Origin of the sequence: Photorhabdus sp. RM96S (genome assembly GCF_042879335.1) — a bacterium.
In the GTDB taxonomy this organism is placed as follows: Bacteria; Pseudomonadota; Gammaproteobacteria; order Enterobacterales; family Enterobacteriaceae; genus Photorhabdus; species Photorhabdus kayaii.
In genome coordinates this window covers 12,152-27,008 of record NZ_JBHFKT010000023.1, presented here as the reverse complement: position 1 = coordinate 27,008, position 14,857 = coordinate 12,152, and the positions used below count along the sequence as shown (strand labels likewise).

Annotated in this window: 12 protein-coding genes, 1 tRNA gene and 1 pseudogene; 7 read left to right on the top strand and 7 right to left on the bottom strand. The window is 41.8% G+C overall.

Annotation, left to right across the window (positions count from 1 at the left end; translation table 11 throughout):
- The first annotated feature begins 2 nt into the window (after positions 1-2).
- Genes ACGF49_RS14840 through ACGF49_RS14830 form a run of 3 tightly spaced genes read left to right on the top strand, consistent with a single transcriptional unit; the run spans position 3 to position 3,531 of the window.
- Complete coding sequence (locus ACGF49_RS14840; RefSeq protein WP_158536496.1) at positions 3-2,294, top strand: S8 family peptidase; 2,292 nt, start codon at positions 3-5, stop codon at positions 2,292-2,294.
- A 12-nt stretch (positions 2,295-2,306) separates the two neighbouring features.
- Positions 2,307-2,645, top strand: a complete 339-nt coding sequence (locus ACGF49_RS14835; protein ID WP_113041263.1) for an Rrf2 family transcriptional regulator — start codon at positions 2,307-2,309, stop codon at positions 2,643-2,645.
- Complete coding sequence (locus ACGF49_RS14830) at positions 2,620-3,531, top strand: hypothetical protein (protein ID WP_113041264.1); 912 nt, start codon at positions 2,620-2,622, stop codon at positions 3,529-3,531. The genes ACGF49_RS14835 and ACGF49_RS14830 overlap by 26 nt, the downstream gene beginning before the upstream one ends.
- A 75-nt stretch (positions 3,532-3,606) precedes the next feature.
- On the opposite strand, the pseudogene ACGF49_RS14825 reads toward ACGF49_RS14830, so the two are convergent.
- Together ACGF49_RS14825 and ACGF49_RS14820 are read right to left on the bottom strand one after the other, a co-directional pair.
- Positions 3,607-3,771: pseudogene (locus ACGF49_RS14825) on the bottom strand (Arm DNA-binding domain-containing protein); the annotation flags it as partial.
- 267 nt (positions 3,772-4,038) lie between these two features.
- A tRNA-Sec gene (locus tag ACGF49_RS14820) sits at positions 4,039-4,133 on the bottom strand.
- A gap of 236 nt (positions 4,134-4,369) precedes the next feature.
- Here ACGF49_RS14820 and prlC point away from each other — a divergent pair.
- Together prlC and rsmJ are read left to right on the top strand one after the other, a co-directional pair.
- A complete protein-coding gene (gene prlC / locus ACGF49_RS14815) occupies positions 4,370-6,412 on the top strand; it encodes an oligopeptidase A (RefSeq protein WP_113041265.1) in 2,043 nt (680 codons plus the stop codon).
- A gap of 6 nt (positions 6,413-6,418) precedes the next feature.
- Positions 6,419-7,162, top strand: coding sequence for a 16S rRNA (guanine(1516)-N(2))-methyltransferase RsmJ (rsmJ, locus tag ACGF49_RS14810; protein ID WP_113041266.1), 744 nt, complete (start codon positions 6,419-6,421; stop codon positions 7,160-7,162).
- A gap of 37 nt (positions 7,163-7,199) precedes the next feature.
- On the opposite strand, the gene gdhA is transcribed toward rsmJ, so the two are convergent.
- Entirely contained in the window at positions 7,200-8,543 is a 1,344-nt protein-coding gene (gdhA, locus tag ACGF49_RS14805) for an NADP-specific glutamate dehydrogenase (RefSeq protein WP_113041267.1), read from the bottom strand.
- Positions 8,544-8,804: 261 nt separating this feature from the next.
- Positions 8,805-9,236, bottom strand: a complete 432-nt coding sequence (gene uspA / locus ACGF49_RS14800; RefSeq protein ID WP_113041269.1) for a universal stress protein UspA — start codon at positions 9,234-9,236, stop codon at positions 8,805-8,807.
- A gap of 585 nt (positions 9,237-9,821) precedes the next feature.
- Between uspA and uspB the strand changes: the two genes are divergently transcribed.
- Positions 9,822-10,157, top strand: a complete 336-nt coding sequence (uspB, locus tag ACGF49_RS14795) for a universal stress protein UspB (protein WP_049583893.1) — start codon at positions 9,822-9,824, stop codon at positions 10,155-10,157.
- A gap of 54 nt (positions 10,158-10,211) precedes the next feature.
- Here uspB and pitA read toward each other — a convergent pair whose 3' ends face one another.
- Positions 10,212-11,702 (bottom strand): inorganic phosphate transporter PitA, encoded by a 1,491-nt coding sequence (gene pitA, locus ACGF49_RS14790; protein ID WP_113041270.1) that lies wholly within the window; start codon positions 11,700-11,702, stop codon positions 10,212-10,214.
- A 269-nt stretch (positions 11,703-11,971) separates the two neighbouring features.
- On the opposite strand from pitA, the gene ACGF49_RS14785 reads away from it, so the two are divergent.
- Entirely contained in the window at positions 11,972-13,156 is a 1,185-nt protein-coding gene (locus ACGF49_RS14785) for an NAD(P)/FAD-dependent oxidoreductase (RefSeq protein WP_387491634.1), read from the top strand.
- A gap of 450 nt (positions 13,157-13,606) precedes the next feature.
- Here ACGF49_RS14785 and ACGF49_RS14780 read toward each other — a convergent pair whose 3' ends face one another.
- Together ACGF49_RS14780 and ACGF49_RS14775 are read right to left on the bottom strand one after the other, a co-directional pair.
- Positions 13,607-14,053, bottom strand: coding sequence for an aminotransferase class I/II-fold pyridoxal phosphate-dependent enzyme (locus ACGF49_RS14780; RefSeq protein ID WP_262977912.1), 447 nt, complete (start codon positions 14,051-14,053; stop codon positions 13,607-13,609).
- Positions 14,054-14,063: 10 nt separating this feature from the next.
- Positions 14,064-14,831, bottom strand: coding sequence for an MFS transporter (locus tag ACGF49_RS14775; RefSeq protein WP_223121437.1), 768 nt, complete (start codon positions 14,829-14,831; stop codon positions 14,064-14,066).
- Between the last annotated feature and the right edge of the window lie 26 nt (positions 14,832-14,857).

Sequence of the window (14,857 nt, the reverse complement as noted above, 5' to 3'; positions counted from 1 at the left end):
ACATGAAAAAAGTTATTTTAGGTAATGGTGAAAAATATGCTATTCCGAATGATTATTCAGGAAGACCACCTGGTGATGAACCTCACCCTTATCCTTACAACATATCTTCTAGGCGTGTTGCAACAAAACTAGCAAATACACTGATTGAAGCAGATGAACTTCCTGCTGACGCCAAGCCTAATGATACGATTGTAACAGCTTTAACCCTTCATCCAAGTTTTTTAGCTAAGAGCTATTATCCTAAAGCTTTGCTAAATGACTACGGACTGACTAGTATTGGTAGCAAAGAGGTTTTTGTTAAACCTGAGACTGCTGTTAATAAAGTTCAAAAGACTCAATCCGTCTCAAGTTCGCTATATTTTTTATCCGGGAAAAAATCTTCTTTTGAGAAGCTTCTTGCCGATATTGAAGAAAATAATCTCAGCGAGGAGGTTAGTACTGATATTGGTAAAATAGAGGAGCTACGATTATATTCATTCAAAGATAAAATAAAATCAAAAGAAGATGAGCAATATAACACTTATGAGGTGGTTTTGCATGCCGACGAGACAGAGAAAGATAAAGTCTTAAGTTTTATATCTTTTATCGAAAAGATGGATGGTGAAATAGATAAAAGTAAGATAAGGTTTATTGGTGGGTTAGCATTTTGTTTTGTTAAAATTGACTGTTCTAAAATAAGTGAACTAGCTAAATTTGTATTCGTGCGTGTTGTTAGGCCTGCATCTAAAATAAATTTATTTAATTCTTTTTTAGATATGGATGATGTTAACTCAGATGCAAAAAAACAAGTATCTGGTAAAGAATCTATCGCTGTATCTAAACATGAGATTCAAAATGCAAATGCTCAACCATTGGTTGCAGTTTTTGATGGCGGTTTAATATCTAGCCAGCTATCAACTACGCATCTTAGATATTTTGATCTGACAGGAAGTAACGATGGTGATTCTAAAATATTTACTCATGGCGAGCTTGTAACATCCGCTGTGATGTATGGAACGATGGAAGAACTTTCTTCAGATGAACATGAAATCATTCCATTAGATCACTACAAAATCTATTGCGAAAAAGATGATGAAGATATTGGTTTAGTAGATGTTCTTGACCGTATATGCTCAGTCCTTTCTAAAAGAAAGTATAAAATAGCCAATATAAGCTTAGGGCCGGAAGTTCCTTGCCCAGATGATGAGCCGAATCTCTGGACATCGACTCTAGATAAAATTGCTGCTGATGGTTCTGTGCTCTTAATAATTGCGGCTGGTAACACTGGAGGAATGCTTAATGATTTTCCAGAGGATGAGGATTTAGCTCGAATTCAGCCTCCGGCCGATATCCTTAACGGTATGAGTATTGGCGCAACTGACTCTCAGAAAAACAAATGGTCTAGAGCAAATTATAGTAGTATCGGCCCTGGTCGACGTCCAGGATATGTTAAACCGGATGTTGTTTTTTTTGGTGGATGCAATTCTGACCAAGGAGAAAAACTTAGACTTATTGGTTTATACGATTTTGAGGAGAAAAAGAAATATGGGACAAGTTTTGCAGCACCCTTGGTTACTCGATTAGCTGCACGATTAGATCGAATGACTCTAGGTAAGTTACCTCCTGCCACTTTGAGAAGTTTGTTAATCCACTCTGCGGAATCTAACAATGATAAAAAAGGTTGTGGTTGGGGGCGGGTTGATAAAAATTTACATAATTTTGTATTTTGTTCTGATGATTCAGTTACAATTATTTACCAAGGTATTTTGAACAAAAGTAGTGGTGTAAGAGCCGCTATTCCGTGTCCTAGTATTTTACAAAAAATAAAGACGAATGTCGCATTGGAGGCAACGATTTGTTTTTATACTGAGGTCGATCATCAACATCCAGTGAGTTATTCACGCGCGGGAATTGAAGTCACTTTTCGTCCGCATAGCAAAAAATTTACTTTAGATAAAGTTACGGGTAAATTACCATCCGAAGCTGCTACTAGAACTCTTTTTAGTAAAACAAAAATTTATGGTAACGAACAAACACTTAGAAGAGACGCCCATAAGTGGGAAACATGTTATAAAGTGAGTGATTCATTTTTCTCAACAAGTATCTTAGAGCCATGTCTTGATATTCGCTATTTAACTAGAGATGAAGGTCACGCATTATCCAATAAAGAAATGCGTTCATTGCCAGAGTTAAATTATTCTTTGGTCGTCACCTTAAAAACTAAAAAAACGACTAAACTGTATGATTATATTGTCAATGAATATAATTTGTTAAAGCCATTAGACATTAATGTTAAAGAAGAAGTTATTGTTTAACTTGGAGAATTTATGAAACGAATTATGAGTTACTCCGCTTTACGAGACAGTGAGGCTAAAAGCACCCTAGATTTTTATGAAGAGCTTTCAAATAAGGCTTTGAAATGTATTGGTGTATTAACATCTCATGATGCAAACTCAACTACAACAATTAAGCAAATAAAATCTATCATGGGTATTAATTACAATGCATTATCAACAATTGTTAAAGGTTTAAAAAAATCAGGATATATATCCGTCAGCATCATAAATCATGAACGTGTCGGGGATTCTAATAATGTTGGCCCAGATAATTTAAATATAAGACTTACCAGAGAAGGCCTGAATGCCATTCTTAAACTTACGAAATAACAGCAAAAAATATGATGATAGCACATTTCCGACTAGGGCTATCTTGCTGATTTTATTGATGATTGCTCCTGCTAACTTCTTCAGTCTTGAGGGGATTATGGAATACTTTTGTGTTTTTATAATTGGTGTTCTGTTAAGTGCTATCGAGTTAGGTTCAAGATATAAAGATGAACCTGTTTCAGTAATGAAATGCCTTCCAGGGGCATTTTATTTATTCATTAACGGCTTGATTTGTTGTGCTGGGTTATTCTTATTACATACCTTTGGTGTCAATCAACAAGTTTCTGAAAGCCTAAATCTTACAACAACGAATGAAGCGAGTAAGCAAGTCGCTAATGTTCTTTATGCCTCTATTGGTAGTTTTTTTGTAATGCGTAGCTCCTTTCTTAAGCTTGGGTCCGAAAATTCCCAATCACAAATTGATTTAGGCCTCAACTTGATATTAAAAAAAATGATAGACATTATTGATAGGCAAGTTGATCGAGACCAAGCGGGGCGGAGATCTAAGGATATAACTGAAATTCTTAATGATGTCAGTTATGAAGATTTATCATCAAAGGTCCACCCATTTTGCTTACAGCTTATGCAAAATGTTCCAGGTGATGAATCTGATACTCTGTTTAAAGAGTTGGAATCAATTAAAGCTTCAGATGTGAGTCTTGAGTCGAAAAAATTGGCGATTGGTTTGCAGTTATACAACATTGTAGGAAAAAAACTGTTTTCATCTATTGTTACTGATCTAAAAGTTAATGCAAAATCGACCACTCCTAATGAAGAGATTATCGAAAGTGAAGAGAATGATTTTGAAAGCTCTTTTAGTGATATAGTGGCTGAGGCAAAAAATAAAACACAAGAAGCGCAAGAAGCGCCATTGGCGACCTCCTAAAGGGAAAATTTGTTTTCTTTGGTGTTGCAAGGGCAGTAGCGAGATCAGGGGCTGGATTATATTCAGCGCGTCCGGTCACGATCGCATGACGGAATACTTCACCACAGCGTTACCTGCTGCCAGTACCTTTTTTGCAGCTTCACGTTTATCACGCGCTTCAGCCAAGGAGACTTCTGGATATACACCAAAAGCCAGACGTTTTTCTTTACCTGCGTAACGATACTTCAAACGCCAGTAACGTGAGCCGCTGGTTGCTACCTCAAGGTAGAGGCCACCGCCATCAGATAACTTGTAAGGCTTTTCTTTCGTTTAGCAGTATCAACTTGTCGGGCTGTTAACTTCATTGGGGGCACCTCAAAATAGGGGCATCTTTTATACCCCCCATAATGCCCCCAGAATGTACTTGATTCTGGTAGACATGAGTTGACCTCAGGAGAACATAACTGATTGCAATGGCAGGTAGTATAAGGGATTTATTGACTGTGGTGGAATTCAGGGGAGGCTAATTGGCGGAAGATCACAGGAGTCGAACCTGCCAGAGACCGCTGGCGGCCCCATCTGGATTTGAAGTCCAGCCGCCCCACCGGGGACGATGATCTTCCATATAAATACAAAGAATTATGAAAAGCGACTCATCATAGCGCATATTATCTGGCTTCTGAATCCGTTTGCTGAAATCATTCTCAATTTGCTAAAAAGCATTAAATTTTATTGTTCATAAGCTCAACATTCGCGTTGTGTTTGCCAAATTTTACCTACATCTTATTAGCCGATACCCATTACGATACAGGGTTGCTCCGCTCAGCAATGTATCCAACACATAAACAGGACGCTTTATATGACTAATCCGTTACTCGTTCCATCAGGTTTACCAAAATTTTCTTCTATTAAACCAGAACATGTTGTTCCGGCTGTAAAGGAAGTCATTGCCAATTATCGCCAAACCGTCGAAAAAATATTGGCCGAGAATACCGTTTTTACCTGGGATAATCTGTGTCAACCATTGGCCGAAGCAGGGGATAAACAATCCCGTGCATGGTCACCAGTCAATCATCTGAATGCAGTTAAGAACAGCCCAGAATTACGCGCCGTCTATGAAGAAAGTTTGCCATTACTGTCCGAATTCAGTACCTGGTTAGGTCAGCACAAGGGATTATATCAAGCCTATAAGTCATTACGTGAAAGTGCTGAGTTTGAGAAGCTCTTTCTGCCTCAACGCAAAGTTGTCGAAAATGCACTGCGTGATTTTAAACTATCAGGTATTGGTCTGCCCGAAGAGAAGCAGAAACGTTATGGCGAGATCAGTGCACGTTTGTCAGATTTAAGTTCGCAATTCAACAATAATGTGCTCGATGCCACTATGGGCTGGACTAAATTAATTACTAATGTGAAAGATCTGTCTGGTCTGCCTGAAAGCGCGATTGCCGCCGCTAAAGCACAAGCAGAAGTTAAAGGACAAAAAGGCTGGCTACTGACTTTAGAAGCACCAAGTTACCAGCCGGTTATTACTTATGCAGATAACCGTGAACTGCGTCGGGAAATTTACCACGCCTACAATACCCGCGCATCCGATCAAGGCCCAAATGCAGGTAAATGGGATAACAGCGAAGTGATCGCCGAAATCCTTGCGCTGCGTCACGAACAGGCTCAATTGCTTGGTTTCAAAAATTATGCTGAACAATCCCTTGCAACCAAGATGGCAAAAACCCCGAAGGAAGTATTGGATTTTCTGAATGATTTGACAAAACGCGCGCATCCACAGGGCGAAGAAGAAGTAGATGAATTAAAAGGTTTTGCTAAATGGCATCATTGTGCCCACAAGCTGGAAGCTTGGGATATGACGTACTATGGCGAAAAACAAAAACAGTACGAGTTCTCTATCAATGATGAGCAGTTACGTCCTTATTTCCCTGAACAAAAGGCTGTTGAAGGGTTATTCGAAGTTGTTCGCCGTATCTATGGTATTACCGCCAAAGAGCGCCATGATGTAGAAACTTGGCATCCAGATGTCCGTTTCTTTGATCTGTACGATGACACCAATGAGCTGCGCGGTAGCTTCTATATGGATCTGTACGCACGCGAGAATAAACGTGGTGGCGCTTGGATGGATGAGTGTATCAGCAGAATGCGTCGTTCCAACGGTGAACTGCAAAAACCTGTCGCTTATCTGAACTGCAACTTCAATAAACCTGTTGGTAATAAACCAGCGTTGTTCACCCACAATGAAGTCAATACGCTGTTCCACGAGTTCGGTCACTGTCTACAGCATATGCTGACCCAGATTGAAACTGCCGGCGTTTCCGGTATTGGCGGTGTACCGTGGGATGCAGTCGAAATGCCAAGCCAGTTCATGGAGAACTGGTGTTGGGAACCAGAAGCACTGGCATTTATCTCTGGTCACTATGAAACCCAAGAGCCTCTACCACAATCCATGTTGGATAATCTTTTAGCAGCGAAAAACTATCAAGCGGCTATGCGGATCTTGCGTCAGCTTGAGTTTGGTCAGTTCGATTTCCGTCTGCATGTTGAGTATGATCCAAAGAAAGGTGCTCAGACCATGAAGACCTTAAAGGAAGTGAAAAAATTGGTCTCGGTAGTGCCTTCACCTGAATGGGGCCGTTTCCCACATTCATTCACCCACATCTTCTCCGGTGGTTATGCCGCGGGTTACTACAGTTATCTATGGGCTGATGTGTTAGCAGCCGATGCTTACTCCCGCTTCGAGGAAGAAGGCATTTTTAACCGCGAAACCGGGCAATCTTTCCTTGATAACATTTTGTCCCGTGGTGGTTCCGAAGAACCAATGGAGCTGTTCAAACGCTTCCGTGGCCGTGAACCAAAACTGGATGCAATGCTGCGCAAGGCCGGTATTAAAGGATAATTTAAGGTGGGAATCTGTTTAATCTGTGAACAAGGCGCTGATAACAGCGCCTTATCTCAACTGGTAGAGCGCTGGGAGTTAGTGCATAACGAAAGCGCTATTATGGCGTTGGTCCTTACCCCTCAACGCCTTGAACTTCGCAAACGAGATGAACCAAAGCTAGGTGGCATCTATGTCGATTTTGTATCAGGTGCAATGGCCCATCGCCGCCGCTTTGGTGGCGGACGCGGTGAAGCTATCGCTAAGGCCATCGGGATCAAAAAAGATTATCTGCCAACAGTCGTAGATGCTACCGCAGGCCTGGGGCGCGATGCCTTTGTACTGGCATCACTAGGTTGCCATGTAAGAATGCTGGAACGCCATCCTGTAGTCGCAGCATTGCTGGATGATGGGCTGCAACGGGGTTATCAGGATGAAGAAATTGGTAGCTGGCTGCAAGAACGCATGACACTGCTCCATGCCTCCAGCATTACAGCGCTGGCCGATATTACGCCACAGCCCGATGTCGTTTATCTTGATCCTATGTATCCACATAGGCAGAAAAGTGCACTGGTTAAAAAAGAGATGCGAGTGTTCCAATCTCTGGTTGGCGCTGATGAAGATGCTGATAGTTTGCTATCCCCTGCACGCGCTTTGGCAAAACGCCGCGTCGTGGTAAAGCGGCCTGATTATGCAGAACCCTTAGCTGGAGTTGCTGCATCAGCAGCTATCACCACGAAAAACCACCGTTTTGACATTTATCCTTGTTAAAAAAATCAGCCGTATATTGCGGCTGATATCTTTTAGCCTACAGAATACCTTGAGCAAGCATGGCGTTGGCAACTTTCACAAATCCAGCAATATTCGCACCCTGAACATAATTGGTCTGTTTACCCTCGCCACCATACTCAACACAGGCGTGGTGAATATCTAGCATGATGTGATGCAAACGTGCATCCACTTTTTCAGCCTTCCAACCTAAACGGGCCGCATTTTGTGCCATTTCCAAACCAGATGTTGCCACGCCACCCGCATTGGCTGCTTTACCTGGTGCAAATAGCACACCGGCTTCAATAAAGGCTTCAGTTGCTGAAATAGTTGCTGGCATATTCGCCCCTTCAGCAACAGCTTTAACGCCATTCTTGATAAGAACCTTAGCCGCATCTAAATCCAGTTCATTCTGGGTAGCACATGGCAAAGCGATATCAACCGGCACAGACCACGGTTGTAACCCTTTCAAGAAAGTCAGACCCCGCTCTCTGGCATATTCTTCCACTCGGCCATAGTGTTGGTTTTTTATCTCTTCAAGATGAGCCAGCTTCTCTGGTGTGAAACCTTCCTCATCGACTAAGGTACCGCCGGAATCCGAAGCGGTTACCACTTTCGCTCCCAATGCCATACATTTTTCAATCGTATATTGCGCGACATTACCAGCACCGGAAACCGATACGCGCATACCTTCAAACCCCATGCCATGACGTTTTAACATGGCATTGACGAAATAGACCAGACCATAACCAGTTGCTTCCGGGCGAATCAAACTACCGCCAAAAGAGAGACCTTTGCCAGTGAATACACAAGCCGTGTTGTTAGAAAGCTTTTTCATCATCCCTGACATAAAAGCCACTTCACGGCCACCCACACCAATATCACCTGCGGGCACATCGGTATCTGGCCCCAAATGTCGGTACAATTCTGTCATTAATGCCTGGCAAAAACGCATCACTTCGCCTTGGCTTTTTCCTTTAGGATCAAAATCTGAACCGCCTTTACCTCCACCCATTGGTAAGGTTGTCAGCGCATTTTTCAAGGTTTGTTCAAAGCCCAGGAACTTCAGAATAGAGAGATTCACCGATGGATGAAAACGCATACCACCTTTATATGGCCCAATGGCTGAGTTGAACTGCACTCGCCATGCACGGTTTACCTGAACTTTACCCTGATCATCGACCCAACAAACCCGAAACTGGATAACCCTTTCTGGCTCCACCATACGCTCCAATAAGCTGTGTTCGCGGTATTTTGGATTTTGTTCAAGAAACGGCCAAAGAGAGGTGAATACTTCCCGAACAGCCTGGAGATATTCTGGTTGATATTCATCCCTGCGTTGAATCGATCCAAGAAATGAAGACAAAGATAGTAAACAGCTCATTTAGTTATTCCTTATTTCTACTTCGGTTGTGATGGGACCCCAGCCATTTTCTAATAATTATTTTTGTCGAAAATGTGAGGTAAGTTGTGTTTGCCCTTTGAATATATCACTGTTCTATATTCATCTTTCAAGAAGTTTTTTTGCAGAAAGGTAAAAAAAATTTCTTGATTGCATCGGGTATAAACCAAACAACACTCCATTTCACCCAAAAAAACGCCTGCATAAGCAGGCGATTTTATCGAATAACTTTTCAATCTGTTGTCATTCATCATCACGCAGAGGAACAATCAGCATATCAACATGCACCGTATTAATTAACTGACGAGCAGAAGACATCAATTTGCTCCAGAAATCCTGATGATGACCGCAAACAACCATATCTATGTCATATTTCTTAATTGCATCAACGAGTACTTGCCCCAGATCACCGCTACCACTCAGGGTTTCCTGAATGTCATAATCTGAATTTGCAGAGAGAGCTTTCAGCGCACTGCGGGTCTCGTCAGTAATACGTTGCTGCATATCACCGAGATTAACATCAATCAAACCGGTGTAGAGATCGGAATAGTTAACATCAACATGGATCAGGGAAACTTTGGCATTGTCCGGTTTAGCCATAGAAACAGCTTTTCTCACCAAAACCTGACTTTCCGGGGATAAATCAACCGCAACAAGAATATGTTTGTAAGCCATAAGCGAACTCCTTCCATAATGCCGAATTAGTGAGTTGGCAGGGCAAATTGCCACTATCCTGTGTTTATACCCGTCATCTTTCAAATTGCCTCTTTGTTGGCTGCACTCACTCACCCCGGTCACATAGTTATCTATGCTCCCGGGGATTCGCTCTCTTGCCGTCGCGATGCATCTTGAAATCCATAGGGTATATTACTACTGAGGATGTTCTTCAAGTACTGTTTCGATCACAGATCATCGTATTCAACGACTGGACAAAGAACATCCACCAAACAACATATACCACAATTGTTCTTCCTGCCACTTGATGGATAACAAAATCCTACTCTGAATTTATGGCCTTCCTTGAAACTCAGCATATTTACGCGAACAACTAATCAGTCTCTCTAGAGTTGTATGGTTGGATAAAACTGACTAGATAAGTGTTTATGATGTTTTTCTGCCAGTTTTGTCCCAACTGACACAGAACAGGTTTTTTGTACTATCTGACTATCTTTCCTACAATAAATATAAGGTGTCACCACCTGCAATTTTGATTTTTTCTTTTTTGTGACAGCTCTAGCTAACCATTCTAAGGAGGGGATTATGTTCAGTACAATCGCACTGTTTTGGGCACTGTGTCTTGTCTGCATTATCAATATGATGCGCTACTTCTCTTCACTACGAGCATTGCTGTCCATTCTTCGTCAGTCTGATCCCTTGCTTTATCAATCAGTAGACGGTAACGGCTTTTTCACTACTCATGGGCAACTTAATAAGCAAATACGGCTAGTGAACTACATCAATTCACAACGTTACCTTGATCATCATGATCCAGAAGTTGTTCTTCGTTGTGAAAGGTTGAGAAAACAATTTATTTTGACCAGTGCACTGAGTGGACTAGTTGTTATTTGCCTGATTTCTATGTTGATTTGGTATTAAAGAAAAAGGCGGTATAGTTGATCCATACCGCCTTCAAATTATCCATTAAAATAATTAAATCAGTTTCAAAGCGAACCAGTAAAGCGTACCGGACAACCCGATTGAAACCGGCAGCGTCAGTATCCAAGCCAACATGATATTCTGGATAGTTTTCCTCTGAACACCACCGCCATCGACTAACATCGTTCCAGCCACCGCAGAAGAAAGTACCTGCGTAGTAGAGACCGGCATACCGGTATAACTCGCAACACCAATTGAAACAGCAGCAGTCATCTGAGCTGAAACACCCTGCGCGTAGGTCATACCTTTTTTGCCAATCTTCTCACCAATAGTGACTGCAACACGTTTCCAGCCAACCAGCGTTCCCAAAGACAGTGCTAGTGCTACCGCAATGATAATCCAGACAGGTGCATACTCAACGGTGTGTAATAAATCTTTCCGCAATTTATTCAGGAAACGGGCGTCTTCAGCACGGGTTTCCGGCAGTTTAGCCAAAGACTCAGCCGTATCAGCAATACACATCAACATGCGACGCATATTGTTACGCTGTTCAGCACTCAGCTCACTGTAGCTCTGAATGCCCTTTAATAGGCTTTCTGTCTGATCAAGAACAACAACAGCACGCGTAATATCACAATGGAATCGCCCTTCCGATTCATCTTCCGCAACAGCAACCGAGGGAGTCAGTTCAATTACATGGGATAACGCTGCGCCATGCTGCTGATAATATTGCTGCAAGTGAGTAATGGCATCGTAGGTACGGGCAATGTCATAACCATTGGCATTCATGTTTACGACAAATCCCGCTGGAGCCACACCAATTAGCACCAGCATAATCAAACCGATACCTTTCTGACCATCATTCGCCCCATGAGAGAAGCTGACACCTACCGCAGATAAAATCAGCGCAGTGCGTGTCCAGAAAGGAGGTTTACGCTTACCATCCTTCTTTTCTCGTTCAGCGGGAGTCAGATGAATACGTTTACGTTTCTTGGTGCTACTCCAGTAACGGCGCAGTAGAAACACGATTGCCCCTGCAATGATCAATCCGATTAAAGGAGAGAGGATCAACGACAGGAAAATCTGTATCATCTTTGGCACATTCAACGCATCAACCACAGAAGAACCGGTTACGATCGCATTGGTCAAACCGATACCAATGATAGAACCAATCAGGGTATGAGAACTGGATGCAGGTAAACCGAAATACCAGGTCCCAAGGTTCCAGACAATCGCAGCCAGCAACATGGAAAACACCATAGCAAGGCCATGAGCAGAACTGACATTGAGAAGAAGATCGGTTGGAAGTAAATGTACAATCGCGTAAGCGACACTTAATCCACCAAGAAGAACACCAAAGAAGTTAAATACCCCAGCCATAACAACGGCGAACTGTGCTCGCATAGCACGGGTATAAATAACTGTTGCTACCGCATTCGCGGTATCATGAAAGCCATTAATGGCTTCATAAAATAGCACAAACAGTAGTGCCAGTACTAACATTAGGCTGGTGTGAAAATCCAGGCCAGTAAAAAGATGTAGCATAAACGTTAAGCCAGTTAGTTGGACATGAACGCGGCGCATTATCAGTGACAAATGCTAGCGGGGGAAGTGAAATATGAACTTTTTTTGATTTCATGACAACTAGATAACAATAAGAAATAGGAATACTCCTTATATATCATTAAATTACATATCTTTTAAAAAATTGACAATTTTAAGTTATAAAGGACTTTTTCCCTACAAACTTATCAAAAATACAACATATTAGGGGAAATTCCCCACTAAATTATTTAGTCATAAAGAGAAAAACAGTGGAAAAATTTGATGCGGTGATTATTGGTGCCGGTGCAGCAGGTTTGTTCTGTGCAGCTCAGGCTGGACAGCTCGGTTTACGGATACTCGTTCTGGATAATGGTAAAAAAGCCGGGCGTAAGATTTTGATGTCCGGTGGTGGACGTTGCAACTTCACTAATATGTACACAGAACCATCAGCTTATCTTTCTGCTAACCCCCATTTTTGCAAATCTGCTCTGGCCCGTTACACACAATGGGATTTTATCGAACTGGTTCAGCGTCATGGCATTGCTTACCATGAAAAAACACTAGGGCAGCTTTTCTGTAATGATTCCGCCCAACAGATAGTTGATATGTTGCTGAAAGAGTGTGAAGCCGGTCAGGTCACTATTCGTCTGCGCAGTGAAGTTAGCCAGGTAGAAAAAAATGAGCAAGGTTTCGTTATCCTCGTTAACGGAAAAGAAGTAAGTACACGCTCACTTGTTATCGCTTCCGGTGGATTATCTATGCCAGGTCTTGGAGCAACGCCTTTTGGGTATCGAATTGCAGAACAGTTCGGCATGAAAGTCTTGCCAACCCGCGCCGCCCTTGTACCTTTTACTCTGCATAAACCACTACTGGAGCAACTTCATATGCTCTCTGGCGTGTCCGTTCCCGCCATTGTCACCGCCGAAAATGGCGTTCTATTCAAAGAAAATATCCTGTTTACTCACCGAGGACTCTCTGGTCCAGCAATCTTACAAATTTCCAGTTACTGGCAATCAGGAGAGTTTGTGAGTATTAACTTACTTCCAGATAATGATCTGGAAGCCCTTCTGGAGAAAGAGCGGAGTTCTCATCCAAACCAAAGCGTAAAAAATACTTTGGCAAAATTATTACCAAAGCGGCTGACAGAGTGCCTGCAAACGCTCGGCCAAATCCCAGATATTGCTCTTAAACAACTGACCCCAAATCAGCAAAAACAGTTGGCGGTAAACCTCCAATCATGGCGGGTACAACCCAACGGTACAGAGGGCTATCGCACCGCCGAAGTGACAATGGGAGGTATCGACACTCACCAACTCTCATCCAAAACGATGGAAGCTAATCAGATAAAAGGACTCTATTTTATCGGGGAAGTGGTAGACGTCACCGGCTGGCTTGGTGGCTATAACTTCCAGTGGGCATGGAGTTCCGCCTGGGCATGTGCTCAGGCGTTGTGACTGGTGTGGAGAGACAATAAAGTTTGCCCGTAAGGAGATTTACAAGTTTCGTCCAACTAAAAATCGGGAAAAATGATACTGGAAAGCCGGATGAGGTCGAAAGTCTCATGTCCGGTTTGGAGAGGAGGCGTTCGGAAAAGTGTCATAGCAAATGGTAACTCGCTGGCGCTCTACTCTATTTCACGTCCAGTTGCGTGAGAGCCTATGGGTGAGATCCCCTCGGGCAACTCGACCATATCTAACTACCGGAATTATGACCTGGGTGGTTTATACCCGTTATCTTTCAAGTTGCCTCTTTGTTGGCTGCACTCACTCACCCCGGTCACATAGTTCTCTATGCTCCCGGGGATTCGCTCCCTTGCCGTCGCGATGCATCTTGAAATCCATAGGGTTTAGCTCTGTCAGTTGACGCAGTCATCATTCTGAAAATGACAGATATGGAGCATATTTTTAATTGAAGATTCTAATATTATGAAGAGGAACAGTTATTGCGGAGCGTTGATTGGCGAGTATAGAGCGCGAAAATGCCCCATAAACAGGTGTCATTATAATGATAGAATCATCGGGCTCCGAAAGTGCATTAATTATAATATCAATCGCAGTAACAACACCTGGGCTCTGAACAATCCAATCGGGTTCAATTGTCCAGTCATGCCTGTTTTTTTGCCAGTCTGTAATCGCATTTAATGTTGATAAGCTACAATTAGTGTAACCCAATATGCCATAATCAATGATGTTCAAAAGCGCTTTTCTGACAGAAGGAGGACTCTGAAAATCCATATCTGCTACCCATAATGGTGTTGGCTTGTTATCGGTATACAGTGAGTCTTGAGGGTATGTCCATTTAGTGGATGAAAAAACAGAACGATCGAATACAACATCAAAATTGAAATTCATACATCCACCATTAATTATTTTTTTTGATTAAAAAAGTATAATAAATCAATAGAGTTATCAAGCTAATTAGGGATAATAATGAAAACAGTAGAGTAGAATTAAATAAATCAAGCATGATCCCTCCGTAAATAGGTGCTAAAGCTGATCCGATACTTGACATATTGGAAGCACCAAAAAAAGCTCCCCTTAAATGGTGAGGTGTGAGCCTATCAACTTCGACATTAAACGTAGGTATGGCAATTATTTCCCCAAAACTCAGAATGACAGTTGCGACACAGAGATAATAAACTGTATTGATAGGTGAGAATGCAAAAATGATTTGAGCTATGGCAATTAACATGATACCGATTAATATTTTTATTCTTGGTGTAAAATTTCTTAATAAAACTAAAGTTGGTATTTGCAAAGTGATAATTGTCAATGAGTTGACAATAACTAATAAAGCAATAAAATTGGTAACATTGTTGATATTTGATCTAGATAAATATTGAACAAGCGTAGAATCAAAGTTAGCATAAACAAACATAACAAGAACATTACATAATAGAAGTATCATGAATGTTCGGTGAGAAATAATTATGTTCAATGTTTTTGTAAAGCTAATGTCATTGCTGAATTTTTTTATTTTCTCTTCCTTTTTTGAAGATAATAAAAAGACACGCAATATAATACCATAAACAAAATAAACAATGGCTGTAATTAGAAAAGTTTCTCTCTGTGCCGATAGGCCAGAGGCTAAGCCAATATAAGGACCAATTGCAGCGCCAACATTGACCAAATAATATCGATAGTATTGTATTGACT